The sequence below is a fragment of the Ramlibacter sp. WS9 genome, assembly GCF_003797765.1.
Classification (GTDB): domain Bacteria; phylum Pseudomonadota; class Gammaproteobacteria; order Burkholderiales; family Burkholderiaceae_C; genus Ramlibacter.
Map to the genome: position 1 here is coordinate 1 of NZ_RKMB01000017.1, position 16,528 is coordinate 16,528.

Annotated in this window: 16 protein-coding genes; 15 read left to right on the forward strand and 1 reads right to left on the reverse strand. The window is 65.7% G+C overall.

The features are described 5' to 3' along the window. The coding region (locus EEB15_RS22020) for a LysR family transcriptional regulator (RefSeq protein ID WP_141512096.1) at positions 1-313 on the reverse strand (313 nt) is incomplete at its 3' end. A 99-nt stretch (positions 314-412) separates the two neighbouring features. Here EEB15_RS22020 and EEB15_RS22025 point away from each other — a divergent pair. Genes EEB15_RS22025 through EEB15_RS22095 form a run of 15 tightly spaced genes read left to right on the forward strand, consistent with a single transcriptional unit; the run spans position 413 to position 16,452 of the window. Beyond that, positions 413-1,369 (forward strand): tripartite tricarboxylate transporter substrate binding protein, encoded by a 957-nt coding sequence (locus EEB15_RS22025; RefSeq protein ID WP_141512097.1) that lies wholly within the window; start codon positions 413-415, stop codon positions 1,367-1,369. Positions 1,370-1,386: 17 nt separating this feature from the next. After that, a complete protein-coding gene (locus EEB15_RS22030) occupies positions 1,387-2,430 on the forward strand; it encodes a 4-hydroxythreonine-4-phosphate dehydrogenase PdxA (protein WP_141512098.1) in 1,044 nt (347 codons plus the stop codon). A gap of 15 nt (positions 2,431-2,445) precedes the next feature. Next, on the forward strand, positions 2,446-3,621 hold the full coding sequence (locus tag EEB15_RS22035; RefSeq protein WP_141512099.1) for an L-rhamnonate dehydratase: 1,176 nt from the start codon (positions 2,446-2,448) through the stop codon (positions 3,619-3,621). A gap of 5 nt (positions 3,622-3,626) precedes the next feature. Then, complete coding sequence (gene araD1, locus EEB15_RS22040; protein ID WP_141512100.1) at positions 3,627-4,622, forward strand: AraD1 family protein; 996 nt, start codon at positions 3,627-3,629, stop codon at positions 4,620-4,622. A gap of 31 nt (positions 4,623-4,653) precedes the next feature. Beyond that, a complete protein-coding gene (locus EEB15_RS22045) occupies positions 4,654-5,637 on the forward strand; it encodes a TRAP transporter substrate-binding protein (protein WP_141512101.1) in 984 nt (327 codons plus the stop codon). Positions 5,638-5,677: 40 nt separating this feature from the next. Beyond that, positions 5,678-6,181 (forward strand): TRAP transporter small permease, encoded by a 504-nt coding sequence (locus tag EEB15_RS22050; protein ID WP_141512102.1) that lies wholly within the window; start codon positions 5,678-5,680, stop codon positions 6,179-6,181. 16 nt (positions 6,182-6,197) lie between these two features. After that, positions 6,198-7,475, forward strand: a complete 1,278-nt coding sequence (locus tag EEB15_RS22055) for a TRAP transporter large permease (protein WP_141512103.1) — start codon at positions 6,198-6,200, stop codon at positions 7,473-7,475. 12 nt (positions 7,476-7,487) lie between these two features. Further along, positions 7,488-8,450, forward strand: a complete 963-nt coding sequence (locus EEB15_RS22060) for a YncE family protein (protein WP_233259576.1) — start codon at positions 7,488-7,490, stop codon at positions 8,448-8,450. 1 nt (position 8,451) lies between these two features. Further along, the gene (locus EEB15_RS22065) at positions 8,452-9,399 is read left to right on the forward strand and encodes an amidohydrolase (RefSeq protein ID WP_141512104.1); all 948 of its coding nucleotides are present in this window, start codon (positions 8,452-8,454) and stop codon (positions 9,397-9,399) included. After that, positions 9,396-10,829, forward strand: a complete 1,434-nt coding sequence (locus EEB15_RS22070; RefSeq protein ID WP_141512105.1) for an aldehyde dehydrogenase family protein — start codon at positions 9,396-9,398, stop codon at positions 10,827-10,829. Before EEB15_RS22065 ends, EEB15_RS22070 begins: the two co-directional genes overlap by 4 nt. Positions 10,830-10,837: 8 nt before the next feature. Next, positions 10,838-11,758, forward strand: coding sequence for an SMP-30/gluconolactonase/LRE family protein (locus tag EEB15_RS22075; protein WP_141512106.1), 921 nt, complete (start codon positions 10,838-10,840; stop codon positions 11,756-11,758). After that, a complete protein-coding gene (locus tag EEB15_RS22080) occupies positions 11,755-12,684 on the forward strand; it encodes a YncE family protein (RefSeq protein WP_141512107.1) in 930 nt (309 codons plus the stop codon). Before EEB15_RS22075 ends, EEB15_RS22080 begins: the two co-directional genes overlap by 4 nt. Then, on the forward strand, positions 12,681-14,210 hold the full coding sequence (locus EEB15_RS22085; protein ID WP_141512108.1) for a sugar ABC transporter ATP-binding protein: 1,530 nt from the start codon (positions 12,681-12,683) through the stop codon (positions 14,208-14,210). The genes EEB15_RS22080 and EEB15_RS22085 overlap by 4 nt, the downstream gene beginning before the upstream one ends. After that, a complete protein-coding gene (locus EEB15_RS22090) occupies positions 14,207-15,304 on the forward strand; it encodes an ABC transporter permease (RefSeq protein ID WP_141512109.1) in 1,098 nt (365 codons plus the stop codon). Before EEB15_RS22085 ends, EEB15_RS22090 begins: the two co-directional genes overlap by 4 nt. A gap of 38 nt (positions 15,305-15,342) precedes the next feature. Further along, positions 15,343-16,452, forward strand: a complete 1,110-nt coding sequence (locus tag EEB15_RS22095) for a substrate-binding domain-containing protein (protein ID WP_199236596.1) — start codon at positions 15,343-15,345, stop codon at positions 16,450-16,452. Positions 16,453-16,528: the final 76 nt, after the last annotated feature.

The window sequence follows — 16,528 nt, forward strand, 5'->3', positions numbered from 1 at the left end:
CCCGTACCCGCCCGATGTGCCCGGCCTGCAAGCCGTCCAGCGTTTCCTGCAGGCGCTGGCTCTCGCTGATGGCCAGGCGCGCGTGCTGCACGGCGGCGGAGCCGACCTGCGTCGCTGTTACGCCTTTCGGGTGGCGCTCGAACAGCGTGGCGCCCATCTGCGACTCGATCTCCTGCAGCGCCTTGGTGACGGCGGGCTGCGAAATCGCGAGCTGCTCCGCGGCCTTGCGCAGATTGCCGAGGTCATTCAGCGCCACGAGGATCTCGCAGTGGCGCAGCCGCATGAAGCGCAATCGGGGTGGAACACCGGTCATGAAAGCGATTCTATTTGGTTATCAAGATTTTCCAATTATTCAGTGGATCGTTATTGCGTGGCTGCCTAAGCTTGCGTCCATAAACAGGAGACAAGCAGTATGTTGTTCAAGTTCCTAGCCCTTGCGTTGGGTGTGTTCGCGGCCACCGCGCAGGCCCAGACCTATCCCAGCAAGCCCATCCGGATGCTGGTGGGATCAGCGCCTGGCGGCGGGACCGATCTGATGGCGCGGGTTATCGGCGACAAGCTCGCCATCGACCTCAAGAACCCGGTGGTGGTGGAAAACCGTCCTGGCGTTTCCAACACCCTGGCCGCCGACGTGGCCGCCAAATCGCCGGCCGACGGCCACACGCTGCTGATGGGCGTGGTCACGTCCCAGGCCATCGCGCCGCATCTCTACAAGCTGAATTTCGACGTCAACAAGGACCTGGCGCCGATCGCGCTCGTATCCAACGTGCCGAACGTGCTCGTGGTCAACAACGCGGTGGCGGCCAAGTCGGTGAAGGAACTGGTCGCGCTGGCCAAGGCACAGCCGGGCAAGCTGTCCTATGCCTCCTCGGGTTCGGGCAGCACGCAGCACATCGCAGGCGAATCGTTCAAGCAATTGACGGGCACTTTCATCACGCACATCCCGTATCGCGGCTCCGGCCCGGCGCTGGTCGACCTGATCGGCGGCCAGACCCAGCTGAGTTTCGACACCATGCCTTCGGTCATCGGGCAGATCCAGGCCGGCAAGCTGCGCGCGCTGGCCGTCACGGGCTCCAAACGCTCGCCGCTGTTGCCCGACGTGCCGACGATGGCCGAGGCCGGGCTGCCGGCCCTGCAGGTTTCGGCCTGGTACGGCATCTATGCGCCGGCCGCGACGCCCAGGGCCATCCAGGAGCAGCTGCACAAGGAAGTCACGGCCATCCTGGCGATGCCCGACACCATCAAGAAGCTGGAAGCCGCCGGCGCCGAGCCGGGCCGCCTGAGCCAGGCGGCATTCGCCGAATTCCAGGCCAGCGAGTTCAAGCGCTACGGCAAGCTGATCAAAGACAACAACCTCAAGGTCGACTGAGCGTGAAGGAAACCGACATGAAACCGCGTATTGCATTGCTGCTGGGCGACCCCGCCGGCATCGGCCCCGAGCTGGTGGCTCGCCTGCTGGCCGACGAAACGAACCGCCAGCGCGCAGACATCTTCCTGGTCGACGACCGTGACGAACTCGAGCACGGCATGAAGATCGCCGGCCTGCGATTCGACTACCTCACCGCGTCGTCGGCCGAACATGTTCGCTTCGAGGCAGGCGTGCCCGTACTGCTGCCGCTGCCGCGCCCCGCGGGGCTGGCGTTCAAGCGCTCGGTTGCGACGAAGGAAGGCGGCGCCCACACCCTGCGCACGCTGGCGGCCGCGATGGACCTCACGCGCAATGGCTTGGCCGACGCCGTCCTGTTCGCACCGCTGAACAAGACCTCGCTGCATCTGGCTGGCATGGACCACAACGACGAACTGCACTGGTTCGCGCAGTACCTGGGCCACGAAGGCCCGTTCTGCGAATTCAACACGCTGGATGGACTGTGGACTTCGCGCGTTACCTCGCATGTGGCGATCAAGGACGTGCCGAGCCTCATCACGCAAGCCGGCATCGTCGATGCGATCCGTCTGATCCACGACGGGCTGCAGCGCTTCGGCATTGCGACTCCACGAATCGGTGTGTGCGGCCTCAACCCGCACAACGGCGACAACGGCAGCTTCGGCCGCGAAGAGATCGACCTGATCGCACCGGCAGTGCAGACCGCGCGTGCCGCTGGCCTGAATGCCGAAGGCCCGTTCCCGGCCGACACCATCTTCCTCAAGGTGCAGGGCGAGCCGCACCAGCGCCAGTACGACGCCATCGTCACCATGTACCACGACCAGGGCCAGATAGCGATCAAGCTGATGGGCTTCTCGCGCGGCGTCACCGTGCAGGGCGGCCTGCCCATCCCCATCGTCACACCCGCCCACGGTACCGCGTTCGACATCAGCCAGAAAGGCATCGCCAACGTCGGCGCGATGGCCCAGGCCTTCGACGTGGCCTGTCGCATGGGCATCCATCACCGGACGCGGCGCGAAGAGCGCCCCGCCACCCAACCCGCTTAATCCAGGAGAAATGAATTGAAGATCACCCAGGTCCGCGCCCGCGTATTCGAATGGAAGGGAACCGTCGTTCCCCCGCAGGCGCACTTCTGCACCAACGCCACCGACATCCTGTTCGAGCGCGGCGACGCCATGGGCTCGTTCCGCTTTCACGGCTGGCTGGTCGTCGAAGTCGAAACCGACACGGGCCTGGTCGGCCTGGGCAACTGCGCCCTGGCTCCGCGCGTGGCCAAGGAAATTGTCGACCAGTACCTCGCCCCCGTCGTCATTGGCGAGGACCCGTTCGACAACGAATACCTGTGGCAGAAGATGTACCGCCGCACGCATGCATGGGGCCGCAAGGGCATCGGCATGGCCGCGATCTCCGCGGTGGACATCGCGCTGTGGGACCTGATGGGCAAGGCCGTCGGCAAGCCCGTGTTCAAGCTGCTGGGCGGGCGCACCAAGGAAAAGATCTGGTGCTACGCATCCAAGCTCTATAACAACGACAACCGCGACGCCTTCCTGGCCGAAGCCAAGGGCTACCTGGACCAGGGCTTCACCGCGATGAAGATGCGCTTCGGCTACGGCCCGAAGGACGGCCCCGCCGGCATGAAGAAGAACCTCGAGCAGGTCCGCCTGTTGCGCGAATTGGTGGGCGACGAGGTCGACATCATGCTGGAGTGCTACATGGGCTGGACACTGGAGTACGCCCGCCGCATGATCCCGCGCCTGGCGGAGTTCAATCCGCGCTGGCTGGAAGAGCCGGTGATCGCCGATGACATCGAAGGCTACGCTGAGCTCAAGAAGATGAGCCCGTTCCCGATCTCTGGCGGCGAGCACGAGTTCACCAGCTACGGCTTCAAGGACCTGCTGGAGCGCAGGGCCGTGGACGTGATCCAGTACGACACGAATCGCGTGGGCGGCATCACGGCCGCGCAGAAGGTCAACGCCATGGCCGAGGCCTACAGCGTGCCCGTGATCCCGCACGCCGGCCAGATGCACAACTACCACCTGACGATGGCCAGCACCGCGAGCCCGATGTCGGAGTTCTTCCCGGTGTTCGACGTCGAAGTCGGCAACGAGCTGTTCTATTACATCTTCGAGGGCGAGCCGCAGCCGGACAACGGCTACCTGCAGCTCGACGACAACCTGCCGGGCCTGGGCCTCACGTTGTCGACCAAGCACCTCAAGAACTTCAACATCATCGAGTAATCCCGATGCGACTCATTCAATTCGAAACGGCCAAGGGCCAGCGCCAGGTCGGCGTGGTGGAAGGCCTCAGCATCCTCGCGGTGAAGGGCGCGACCACCATGGTTGAACTCGCTACGCAGGCCATCGCCGAAAAGCGCAGCCTGGAGCAACAGGTCATGGCGCTGGGTACCGGCGCATCGCACGACTACGAAACCCTGCTGGCCGAGATGCGCGTGCTCGCACCGCTGGACCACGCGGACCCGGCCCACCTGCTGGTGTCTGGCACGGGCCTCACGCACCTGGGCAGCGCCGCCACGCGCGACAAGATGCACCAGAAGGCGGGCGTTGCGGAGGAAGAACTCACCGACTCCATGCGCATGTTCAAGTGGGGCGTCGAAGGCGGCCAGCCCGTGCGCGGCAAGGTGGGTGCCCAGCCGGAATGGTTCTACAAGGGCGACGGCGGCATCGTCGTGCGGCCGGGCCAGGCCTTTCCGGTGCCCGAGTTCGCGCAGGACGCGGGGGAAGAGCCGGAGATCGCAGGGCTTTACCTGGTGGGCCCCGACGGCACGCCGCATCGCCTTGGCTTCGCGGTGGGCAACGAGTTCTCCGACCACGTGATGGAGCGCCGCAACTACCTGTACCTGGCGCATTCGAAGCTGCGCTACTGCAGCTTCGGGCCCGAGCTGCGCACCGGGCCGCTACCGGTGCACCTGTCGGGCATCAGCCGCATCCGCCGCAACGGCCGCGTGATCTGGGAGAAGGAGTTCCTCTCCGGCGAAAAGAACATGTGCCACACGCTGGAGAACCTGGAGTTCCACCACTTCAAGTACGCGCAGTTCCTGCGGCCCGGCGACGCGCACGTGCATTTCTTCGGCACGGCCACGCTGTCTTTCGCCGACGGATTGGCGACGCAAGCCGGCGACGCGTTCGAGATCAGCGTGCCGGAGTTCGGCGCCACCCTCGTCAACGGAATCGAGTACCGAGAGAAGCCCCTGCCGCCCGGCGGCGTCGCATCCCTCTGAATCACACAACACGACATTGGAGACAGACAACATGAAGACACGTACCCTGTTCAAGCTGGCACTGGTCGCCGTTCTTGCCTGCGGCGGTCTGACGGCCCAGGCCCAGGCGACGAAAATCCGCTTTGCCCATGCCGGCCCCGAAACCGCGTCGCAGCACGTGGCCGCGCTGGAGTTCGCGCGCCTGGTCAAGGAGCGCAGCAAGGGCCAGCTGGAAGTGCAGGTCTACCCCAGCAGCCAGCTGGGCAACGACTCCACCACGCTGGGCGCGGTGCGCGGCGGCACCATCGACATGATGATGGCGGGCAGCGGCAACTTCTCGGGGCTGGTCTCCAAGTACGAGGTGCTGGACATCCCGTTCCTGTTCCGCAGCCCGGCGCATGCGTACAGCACCGTCGACGGTGACATCGGCCAGGGCCTGACGAAAGAGCTGGAGACGCACGGGCTGAAGCAGCTGGCGTTCTGGGAAGTGGGTTTTCGCTCCATCACCACCAAGAACCGGCCGGTGCGCACGCCCGACGACGTCAAGGGGCTGAAGATCCGCACCATGCCCAACCCGATCCACATCCAGGCGTGGAAGCTGCTCGGCAGCAACCCGCTGCCCATGCCGCTGGGTGAGTTGTACCAGGCGCTGGAGTCGGGTGCCGTGGACGCGCAGGAACATCCGGTCGACATCACCTACGCCGCCAAGTTCTACGAGGTGCAGAAGTACCTGACGATGACGCGGCATGCGTTCACGGCGATGCCGGTGGTGTTCAGCAAGCAGAAGTTCGATGCGCTCAAGCCCGAACTGCAGAAGGTGCTGCTGGAAAGCGCCAACGACGCCAAGCTGTTCCAGCGCGCGTCGAACCAGCGCAACGAGGCCGGCATCATCGCCGACCTGCGCAAGAACGGCATGACCGTGCTGGAGACCTACGACGCCACGCCGTTCAAGGCGATTGTCGGTGACACGGTGCGCAAGGCGTACGTCACCAAGAACGGGCCCGAGCTGCTGGCGGCAGTCGACGCCGTCAAGTAATCAGAAAAACAAGAACAGCACACCGCTGTCGGAGACAACCATGAAGTTCAACCTGCTCACGCGAGGCGTGGAGTGGCTGCTCATCGCCTTGCTCGCCACCATGGTGGTGCTGGTGTTCGGCAACGTCGTGCTGCGCTACGCGTTCAACTCAAGCATCGTGTTTTCAGAGGAAGTGTCGCGCTTCGTCTTCATGTGGCTCACCCTCATCGGTGCGCTGGTGGTGATGAAGGACAAAGCCCATCTGGGCATGTCGAGCGTCGTCGACCGGCTGGGCGAGACCGGCCAGCGTGTCTGCCGCTTTGCCTCCGACTCGCTGGTCTTCGCCTGCTGTGTCCTGCTCGCCCACGGCACCTGGAAGCAGGTCGTCATCGGCATGGACAATCGCGCGCCCGTCACCGACGTGCCCCTGGGCCTGGTCTACCTGTGCCTGCTGATCAGCAGTGCCGGCATGGCCATGCTGGTCGCGCATTCGATGTGGCGGCAATTGGCGGGGCGCATGACGCGCGAAGAGCTGGTGCCGAACGCGGCCGCGGCTGTCGAATGATCGGGGGAGCGCTTTCATGACCATCTCCGTCTTCCTCTTCTCGCTGCTGGGCGCCATGGCGCTGGGCATGCCCATCGCCTTCGCGCTGCTGGCCTGCGGCGTGGCCCTGATGGTGCATCTCAACACCTTCGACACGCAGATCCTCGCGCAGAACCTGCTCGAGGGCGTCAACAACTACCCGCTGATGGCCGTGCCATTCTTCATGCTGGCGGGTGAACTGATGAATGCCGGCGGTCTCTCGCGCCGCATCGTCACCGTGGCCGAAGCCCTGGTGGGGCATGTGCGCGGCGGCCTGGGCTACGTGGCCATCCTGGCCTGCGTGATCGTCGCCAGCATCTCGGGCTCGGCCGTGGCCGATACGGCCGCCGTCGCGGCGCTGCTGATCCCCATGATGCGCACTGCCGGCTACGACGTGCCGCGCTCGGCCGGATTGATCGCCGCCGGCGGCATCATCGCGCCCATCATCCCGCCCTCGATCGCATTCGTGGTGTTCGGTGTGGCGGCGCAGGTGTCGATCACCAAGCTGTTCCTGGCCGGCATCTTCCCGGGCCTGATGATGGCGGTGGCGCTGGCGTTTACCTGGTGGATCTGCGCCAAGAAGCAGCCGCTCGCACCCGGCGCGAAGTTCGATTTCGGCAAGCTCCGCAGCGCGCTGGTGGACGGTGTGTGGGCGCTGGCCCTGCCCGGCGTGATCATCGGCGGCATGAAGGTCGGCGTGTTCACGCCGACGGAAGCCGCGGTGGTTGCCGTCGTCTATGCATTGCTGGTCGGCCGCTTCGTCTACGGCGAGCTCAAGTGGCACGCGCTGCCGGAGTTGATGGTCACCTCCGCAAAGACCTCGGCGACCGTCATGTTCCTGGTGGCCTGCGCGCTGGTGTCGGCCTGGTTGATCACCATCGCAGATATCCCGGCGCAGGCCACCGCGCTCCTGGAGCCCTTCATGGGCAACAAGATCGCCTTGATGTTCGTCATCATGATCCTGGTGATCCTGGTCGGCACCGCGCTGGACCTGATGCCCACGGTGCTGATCCTCACGCCGATCCTGATGCCGGTGATCAAGCAGGCCGGCATCGACCCGATCTACTTCGGCGTGATGTTCATCATGAACAACGCGATCGGGCTGCTCACTCCGCCGGTGGGCACGGTGCTCAACGTCGTCGCCGGCGTCGGCAAGGTCAGCCTGGACTCGGTGATCAAGGGTGTCTGGCCGTTCCTGCTGGCGCAGACCACGCTGATGTTCCTGTTCGTCCTGTTTCCCCAATTGGTGATGGTCCCAGCCGGCTGGTTCCGTTAAAGCATTCCAGCCATGAATTCCATGACCGACCCCACATCCCGCGAAACCTTGTTGCTGGTGCAGAAATGCGCCCATACCTTCAGCTTCTACGATTTGGCCACCGGCCAGCCGGAAAAACACATCGTGCTGCCGAATTTTCCGCACGAGTTCACCGTCGATCCGGTGCGCAAGCTCGCCTACGTCGGCCACTACGGCATCGAGACGGCCAACCACCTCGGTGACATGGGCGGCCACTCCGTCTTCGTCATCGACCTCGAAGCGCGCGAGCACGTGGACACGCTCAACCTCTGGCCCTTCTACCGGCCCCACGGCCTGCACGTGGACGGGCAGGGCCGCCTGTTCGTGATGTCCGAGGCGCACAACACGCTGCTGCGCTTCTCCGACCCGCTGGCCCGCCAGGTGCCGGACCTCGCCGTGGCGAGCGGCGGCCACAAGACCCACTTGTTCGCGTTGACGCGGGACGCGGAAACCGCTTACGCATTGAACCTGCTGTCGAACACCGTCACCAAGATCAAGCCCAACGACCCGGCGTTCCAGCCCGTCGCCGTGGTCCCCGGGCCTACGCCCGAGGGCAACGTGCTGTCGTCGGACGAGTCGTTGCTCTACGTGGCCAACCGCGGCGACGACACCATTGTGGCGATCGACACCGCGACCATGAAGGTGGTGGCCGGCGGCAAGACCCGGCGCGACCCGAATCGCGTCTATCGCACGACGGACAGCGAAGGCCGCGACCGGCTCCTGGCCACCAACTCGGGCGAGCAGAGCCTGTCGGTGTTCGACACCAACCTGAAGGAGCGGCGCTGCGTGGAACTGCCGGCCAATCCGCTGGCCCTGTCGTTCCACCCGACCGAGCGCGCGGCCTTCATCTCATTCCAGGACGAGAAAGTGCGGCGGCTGAACCTGGACACCTTCGAGTTCGAGCAGCAGATCGCCACGCTGCGCGAGCCCGATTCGTCCTACGCCTGGATCCAGTGACATGCAGATCGTCGACGCGCACCATCACCTGTGGGATCTGTCGCGCGGGCGCTATCCCTGGTTGCAGCAGGACTACGACGCGGACAAGTTCTTCCTCGGCGACTACCGGCCGCTGTGCACCAACTTCCTTCCCGCGGACTTCTGTGCGGCCGCGGGCGGCTGCGACGTTTTGGCGACGGTGCATGTGGAAGCCGAGCGCGACCGTGCTGAACAGGTTGCCGAGACCGCCTGGCTGCACGAGCAGCATGCGGCGCACGGTTTTCCGAATGCCATCGTCGCGCATGCCTGGCTGGACCAGCCCGAGACGGAGGAGCGCCTGCGGGAACACCTGAAGTTTCCCCTGGTGCGTGGTATCCGCAGCAAACCGGTGACCTCCTCGTCGCCGGATGAATCGGTCCAGGGGCAGCGCGGCACGATGCAGGACGACAACTGGCTGCGTGGCCTGGCACTGTTGCCGCGACTGGGCCTGAGCTGGGACCTGCGTGTTCCGTATTGGCACCTGGCCGAAGCGGCGGAGGTTGCGGCGCAGCTTCCCAAGCTGCCCATCGTGCTGAACCACCACGGCTTTGCCTGGGACCGCAGCGAGCAGGGCCTGAAGCACTGGCGCGACGCAATGGCCGTGCTCGCGCGGCAACCCAACGTGCACGTGAAGCTGTCGGAGTTCGGGTTGCGCGACCGGCCGTGGAGCTGGGAAGACAACGCCTATGTCGTCCGCGAAACGCTTGCCATCTTCGGCTGGGAGCGCTGCATGTTCGCCAGCAACTTTCCCGTCGCGGGGCTGCGCATCGGGTACGGGCCCCTGGTCCAGGGAATGCTGCGCATGCTGGACGGTTTGCCACTGGAACAGCGCTGCGCCGTCATGGGCGGCAACGCGCTGCGCTTCTACCGGATCGACACGACGACGACAACAACAACCACAACAGCCACTACGGCTGAATGCGCCTCATGAACAACTTCAAGAACTACATCAACGGTGAATGGGTGGCCGGCGTTGCCGAAGCGCCCAACATCAATCCCTCCGACACCTCAGACGTGATCGGCCTGTACGCGCAGGGTAACCAGGCGCATGCGGAGGCCGCCATCGCGGCAGCGCGCTCGGCCATTCCGCGTTGGGCGTTCTCGACGCCGCAGCAGCGCTTCGATGTGCTGGACGCGGTGGGCAACGAGATTCTGGCGCGCAAGGACGAGATCGGCAGGCTGCTGTCGCGGGAGGAGGGCAAGACTTTGCCTGAAGGCATCGGCGAAACCGTGCGTGCCGCGATGATCTTCAAGTTCTTCGCCGGCGAGGCGCTGCGGGTCGGCGGCGAGTCGCTGCCTTCGGTGCGGCCGGGCGTGGGCGTGGAGATGTCGCGCGAGCCGGTCGGCGTCGTCGGCTTGATCACGCCGTGGAACTTCCCGATCGCCATCCCCGCCTGGAAGATCGCACCGGCGCTGGCCTACGGCAACTGCGTGGTGTTCAAACCGGCTGAGCTGGTGCCCGGCTGTGCTTGGACGATCGCCGAAATCCTGAGCCGCACGGCCCTGCCCAAGGGCGTGTTCAACCTGGTGATGGGCCCAGGCTCCAAGGTGGGCAATACCTTCGTCAACTCGCCGCAGGTGGATGCCATCAGCTTCACCGGGTCCCAGGCCACGGGGCAGCGCATCATCGCCGCCTGCGCCGCGCGCCAGGCCAAGATGCAGTGCGAGATGGGCGGCAAGAACCCGATGATCGTGCTTGACGACGCCGACCTGGACGTGGCCGTGAACGCCGCGGTGCAAAGCGCGTACTTTTCCACCGGGCAGCGCTGCACCGCGTCGAGCCGCATCATCGTGACCGAGGGCGTCCACGACGCCTTCGTGGGCGCGGTGCTGGGGAAGATGGCCAAGCTCAAGATCGACAACGCGGTGCTGCCGGGCACCGACATCGGCCCGGTGGTGGACGAACGCCAACTCGCCGGCAACCTGGGGTATGTCGCCAAGGCGCGCGAAGAGGGCGGCAACGTCGTCGGCGGAGAAGCGGTGGAGCGCGCGACACGCGGTTTCTACCAATTGCCGGCGCTGGTCACCGAAACGACCGCAGCGATGACGATCAACCGCGAAGAGGTGTTCGGGCCGGTGGCCAGCGTCATCCGCGTCAAGAACTACGACGAGGCCCTGGCCATGGCCAACGACACGCCGTTCGGCCTGTCCGCAGGCATCGCCACCACCAGCCTGAAGTACGCCACGCATTTCAAGCGCCACAGCCAGGCGGGCATGGTGATGGTCAACCTGCCCACTGCCGGGGTGGACTACCACGTGCCGTTCGGCGGCCGCAAGGGTTCCAGCTATGGGCCGCGCGAGCAGGGCCGCTACGCGCAGGAATTCTTCACCACGGTGAAGACGGCATACACGTTGGCTTGAAGACGGCCATGATCGACATCCTCGACGACCGTTTCGCCCCCGTGGCCGAAGGCGCAAGCCTGGAGCGCTTGTGCACCGGCGCGGTCTGGAGCGAAGGGCCGGTGTGGCTGGCCGAGGAAGACGCCGTGCTGTGGAGCGACATCCCGAACAACCGCATGCTGCGGTGGTCGGAGCGTGACGGCATGACGGTGTGGCGCGAGGGCGTGGAGTTCACCAACGGCCACACGCGCGACCGCAATGGCGACCTGCTGCATTGCTCGCACGGGCTGCGCGCCATCGCGCGCACGCCGATGGTGGGCGGGCGCGTCCTGCCCGCCACACCCGATGAAATCGTGGTGGACCGCTACCGGGGCAAACGCCTGAATTCGCCCAACGACATCGTGGTCAAGCGCGACGGCACGATCTGGTTCACCGATCCGCCCTACGGCATCGCGAGCGACCGCGAGGGGCATCGGGCTGAAAGCGAACTGGGCGCCAACCACGTCTTTCGCTATGACCTGGCGACACGAGAGCTCGCGATCGCCAGCGACTTCATCGAAGAACCCAACGGCCTGGCGTTCTCACCCGACGAGTCGCTGCTGTACGTCAGCGACACGTCGGCGGCGCTGCGCAGTGACGACGGCGGCAACCACCACATCGTCGTATTCGATGTCGCCGGCAACGTTCTGCTGAATCCGCGCGTCTTCGCGGTGATCGAGCCGGGCCTGGCCGATGGCTTCAGGCTGGACGCGCAGGGCTGGGTCTACACCAGCAGCGAAGACAGCGTCCAGGTGTTTCACCCCGATGGCTCCCGCCTGGCCAAGATCCGCGTGCCCGAAAAGGTGGGCAACCTGTGCTTCGGCGGGCCCGAACACAACCAGCTTTTCATCGCGGCCAGCAGCTCGCTCTACCGCATCACCCTGAACACTCAAGGAGCGCAACCCGCATGACGCGAGAAATCCTTCTGCTCGTGGAAAAGTGCAGCCACTGCTTCAGCTACTACGACATCGCCAGCGGCGAGCGGCTGCACAGCATTGGTTTGCCGGAGTTCCCGCACGAATTCGTGGTCGATGCGGCCAGCCGCTATGCGTACGTCGGCCACTACGGCGTGGAAACGTCCGGCCATCCGGGTGCGGGCGGCACCAGCATCTTCCAGATCGACCTGGCCCAGCGCAAGCTCGCGCGCACCATCGACATCGCGCCTTTCAACCGCTTGCACGGCATGCAGATGGACTCGCACGGCCGCCTGTACGCGCTGAGCGAGGAGAAGGCGCAGCTGGTGGTGCTGGACCAGCCAGAGACCGACTCTGCGCCGCGCCGCGCCGTGCCCACAGGCGGCGTCAAGAGCCACCTGTTCGCCCTGACGCGCGACGGCCAGACGGCCTATGCGATGAACTTGCTCTCGCACACGGTGACCAAGATCCGCCCCCACGACGCAACGTTCACACCCGTGGCCTGTTCGCCCGGCGAGAAGCCCGAAGGCTACGCGCTGAGCGACGACGAGAAGACGCTCTACGTCACCTGCCGCTGGAGCAACACGCTGTGCGCCATCGACACGGACAGCATGCAGGTGAAGTACAGCGCGCCGTCTCGCGACGACGCAACGCGGTTGTACCTGCATGCGAGCGGGCGCCTCGTCGCCACCAATTACGGCGAACGCAGCCTGTCGGTTCTGGACCCGGCAACCCTGAAAGAAACCGCGCACATCAAGATGGAGGCACGCGCCATCGCGCTCAGCTACCACCCGAGCAAGCCGCTGGCCTTCGTGAGCCAGGACAACGACAAGCTGGGCTACTTCAACATGGAAACGCTGGCGTTCGAGCGTTTCATCGGGACGCAGCGCGAGCCCGACGTGTCCCGGGTGGTGATGCTGTGAGCGCCGATCCCGTACTTCGCATCCAGAACCTGGGCAAGCGCTTCGGTGGCACTCAGGCTGTCGACGCGGTGTCGCTCGACCTGCATGCCGGCGAAATCCTCGCGCTGCTGGGCGAAAACGGCGCGGGCAAGTCCACGCTCATCAAGATTTTGGCCGGCGTGGTGCGGCAGGACACCGGCAGCGTGGAACTGCTGGGCATGGGCGAGCACGAATGGCGCGCCCGGCCCAAGGCCGACATTCCTATGGCCTTCATACACCAGGACCTGGGCCTGGTGGAGTGGATGACCGTGGCTGAGAACGTGGCGCTGGGCATGGGTTTCCCCATGCGGCTGGGCCGCATCGACTGGCGCGAGGCCGACGCCTTGGCGCGGCGCGTGCTGGAACACGTGGGTTGCGACATCGATCCGCGCCGGCGCGTCTTCACGCTCACGCGTGCCGAGAAGTCGCTGCTGGCCATCGGCCGCGCCCTGGAAACGAAAGCCAAAGTCCTGGTGCTGGACGAGCCGACCGCGAGCCTGCCGATGGCCGACGTGCAGCGCATGTTCGCGCTGCTGCGCAAACTGCGCGGCATGGGCGTGGCGATGATCTACGTCTCGCACCGGCTCGACGAGATCATGGACATCTCCGACCGTGCCGCCGTCATGCGCGACGGCAAGCTGGTCGGCGTGCGCCAGACCGCGCAGGCCACTGAGCATGAACTGGTGGAACTGATCATCGGCCGCAAGTTCGAAGGTTCTGCGGTCAAGGCGCGCACGCATGGTGGCGAGGAGCTGCTGCGGCTGGAGGGCGTCTACACCGCCAATGCCGGGCCGGTGACGTTCACAGCCCACAAGGGCGAGGTGCTGGGCCTGATCGGCCTGCGTGGCGCCGGCCACGAAGCGGTGAGCCGCGCGCTGTTTGGTCTGGCCGAGATCGCGCGGGGCACTGTGCGGCTCAATGGTGAAGTCGTCCGCCCGCGCAATCCGGCCCAGGCCGTCGCGCTCGGCATCGCCTTGGTAGCTGCCGACCGGCTGGAAGAAAACCTCGCGGGCTCGCTCACCGTCAAGGAAAACCTGTTCCCGCACCCGGCCCTGATCTTCGGCCGGCTGATGGCGCGGCTCTCGCGCGGCGCCGAGAGTGCGCAGGCGCAGGCGCTGATCCAGCGCTTCGACGTGAACCCGCCGGCGCCCCAAGCCGACGTGCAGACCCTCAGCGGCGGCAACCAGCAGAAGGTGGTGCTGGCGCGCTGGATGCACCTGAACAAGCCGCTGCTGATCCTCGAAGAGCCCACGGCCGGTGTCGATGTGGGCGCCAAGCGGCAGATTTACGAAATCCTGCGCCAGCAGGCCGAAGCCGGCGTGTGCGTGCTGGTGGTCTCCACCGATTTCGAAGAGATCGCCAACGTCTGCAACCGTGCCCTGGTGTTCCGCGACGGCCTGGTGGCCGACGAACTCAGCGGTGAGCGGCTCAGCATCGGCGGTTTGCTCGTGGCCGCGTCGGGCCAGGGTTCACCGCTTCCCAACTCCAAAGAAGAGCAAGAGACATGACCACATCCATCAAGGCGACGGCGCTCGAGCCCGATCCCTCTTTCGACGGCGCCGTGCGCGGCATCGCGCGCCTGGGCCAGTACCTGCCGGTGTATGGCCTGCCCGTGCTCACCGTGGCGCTCATCGTGCTGTTTTCGCTGCTGTTGCCGCAGTCTTTCCCGACGCTGTTCAACCTGCGTTCGATTCTCGCCGACAAGTCCGTGATCGCCTTGCTGGCCTTGGCCGCAACCATCCCGATGATGACGGGCAAGATCGACCTGACGGTGGGCTACGGCATCGTGCTGTGGCACATCCTGGCGATCAGTTTGCAGACGCAGTTCGGGCTGTCCTGGCCGGTGGCCGTGGCCATCGTGCTGATGTGCGGCGCGTTGTTCGGCCTGCTCAACGGCGTGCTGGTGGAACAGGCGCAGATCGATTCCTTCATCGCGACGCTGGGCACAGGCACCGTGCTGTACGCCATCGCTCTGTGGCACAGCGGCGGCCGGCAAGTGCTGGGCGACCTGCCCAACGGTTTTCTTGCCATCGCGGGCGGCGAGTTGTTCGGCTTGCCCGTCACGGCCTTCTACGTGCTGGCGATCGCGCTGGCGATGTGGATCGTCAGCGAGCACATGCCCATCGGCCGCGCGCTGTACGTGATCGGCTCCAACCCGAAGGCAGCCGTGCTCAACGGCATCCCGCTGCAGAAGTGCGTGATGGGCGCGTTCGTCGCATCGGGCACGCTGTCGGCCTTCGCCGGTGTGGTGCTGGCCTCGCGCCTACAGATCGGCCAGGCGGGCGTGGGCCTGGAGTTCCTGCTGCCGGCCCTGGTCGGCGCCTTCCTGGGCTCTACGACCATCCGGCCCGGGCGCGTCAACGTCTGGGGCACGCTGGTCGGCGTGGCAATCCTGGCCGTCGGCATCTCGGGCATCCAGCAATTCGGCGGCGCCTTCTTCGTCGAGCCGCTGTTCAACGGCCTGACCTTATTGGTGTCCATCGGCATCGCGGGCTATGCGCAGCGCAGGCGCGGCCAGTCGATCCGCCGGCGCATCGCGCAGCAGCAGATGGCCGCTTCCCCAACCCCCTCGGTGCCGGCGCAGTCAGCCGGCACCGTTTGACAAACCGCCTCGTCGAGGCAATTCACGGAGACAAGAAGATGAAGAACGGATTCCATTTCACGCGCCGCGCCCTGACGGCGGCCATCGCAGCTGTTGGCCTGGCCGGCTTGGCCGGCATGGCCCACGCCGACGACTTCCTGGCACTCGCCAAGCAGAAGGTGACGGCGGCCACCGCTTCCAAAACCAAGTGGGATGGCCCCACCACCGGCCCCAAGGCCGTGGCCGACAAGACCATCGTCTTCGTCGCCTCCGACATGCGCAACGGCGGCGTGCTCGGCGTGTCCAAGGGCGTTGAAGAAGCTGCCAAGGCCATCGGCTGGAAGGTGCGCGTGCTCGACGGCCAGGGTTCGGTGCAGGGCCGCACCGCGGCCTTCAACCAGGCCATCGCTCTCAAGCCGGTGGGCATCCTGCTGGGCGGCTTCGACGCCAAGGAGCAGGCCACGGGCGTGAAGGCCGCGACCGAAAGCAAGATTCCCGTCGTCGGCTGGCACGCCGCCAAAGAAGCGGGCGCGGTGGACGGCATGTTCTTCAACGTGACCACCAACGCGCAGGACGTGGCCGAGATCGCAGCGCTGCACGCAGTCGCGACGTCCAACGGCAAGGCCGGTGTGGTCGTGTTCACCGATTCGGCTTACGCGGTCGCCATCGCCAAGTCCAACGCCATGGCCGAGGTCATCAAGAAGTGCGTGGGCTGCACGCTGCTGGGCATCGAAGACACGCCGCTGGCCGACACCTCCAACCGCATGCCGCAGCTCACCACGTCGCTGATCCAGCGCCATGGCGCCAAGTGGACGCACTCGCTGGGCATCAATGACCTGTACTTCGACTTCATGGGCCCCACGCTGCAATCCGCCGGCGGCACGGCCAAGGACCTGAAGAACCTGTCGGGCGGCGACGGTTCCGAATCGGCCTACCAGCGCATCCGCAACAACCGCTTCCAGGCCGGCACCGTGCCGGAGCCGCTGAACCTGCACGGCTGGCAGATGGTCGACGAGATCAACCGCGCGCTCGCCGGGCAGAAGGCCAGCGGCTATTCGACGCCCGTGCACCTGGTCACGGCCGACAACATCAAGGGGGACGGCGGGCCGAAGAACAGTTTCGACCCGGACAACGGCTACCGCGACGCCTACAAGAAGATCTGGAAGTAGTTTCGCGCCCGTAGACCCGCGCCTCACGGTTTGGGGCTCTGTCGATCCGCGGCTGCAGTGCGGGGCCGAGTGTTCA

Excerpts from the sequence above, each read along its gene's own strand:
- EEB15_RS22025 (WP_141512097.1), top strand. The coding sequence starts at position 413 with ATGTTGTTCAAGTTCCTAGCCCTTGCGTTGGGTGTGTTCGCGGCCACC.
- EEB15_RS22030 (WP_141512098.1), top strand. The coding sequence starts at position 1,387 with ATGAAACCGCGTATTGCATTGCTGCTGGGCGACCCCGCCGGCATCGGC.
- araD1 (WP_141512100.1), top strand. The coding sequence starts at position 3,627 with ATGCGACTCATTCAATTCGAAACGGCCAAGGGCCAGCGCCAGGTCGGC.
- EEB15_RS22045 (WP_141512101.1), top strand. The coding sequence starts at position 4,654 with ATGAAGACACGTACCCTGTTCAAGCTGGCACTGGTCGCCGTTCTTGCC.
- EEB15_RS22050 (WP_141512102.1), top strand. The coding sequence starts at position 5,678 with ATGAAGTTCAACCTGCTCACGCGAGGCGTGGAGTGGCTGCTCATCGCC.
- EEB15_RS22055 (WP_141512103.1), top strand. The coding sequence starts at position 6,198 with ATGACCATCTCCGTCTTCCTCTTCTCGCTGCTGGGCGCCATGGCGCTG.
- EEB15_RS22060 (WP_233259576.1), top strand. The coding sequence starts at position 7,488 with ATGAATTCCATGACCGACCCCACATCCCGCGAAACCTTGTTGCTGGTG.
- EEB15_RS22065 (WP_141512104.1), top strand. The coding sequence starts at position 8,452 with ATGCAGATCGTCGACGCGCACCATCACCTGTGGGATCTGTCGCGCGGG.
- EEB15_RS22070 (WP_141512105.1), top strand. The coding sequence starts at position 9,396 with ATGAACAACTTCAAGAACTACATCAACGGTGAATGGGTGGCCGGCGTT.
- EEB15_RS22075 (WP_141512106.1), top strand. The coding sequence starts at position 10,838 with ATGATCGACATCCTCGACGACCGTTTCGCCCCCGTGGCCGAAGGCGCA.
- EEB15_RS22080 (WP_141512107.1), top strand. The coding sequence starts at position 11,755 with ATGACGCGAGAAATCCTTCTGCTCGTGGAAAAGTGCAGCCACTGCTTC.
- EEB15_RS22090 (WP_141512109.1), top strand. The coding sequence starts at position 14,207 with ATGACCACATCCATCAAGGCGACGGCGCTCGAGCCCGATCCCTCTTTC.
- EEB15_RS22095 (WP_199236596.1), top strand. The coding sequence starts at position 15,343 with ATGAAGAACGGATTCCATTTCACGCGCCGCGCCCTGACGGCGGCCATC.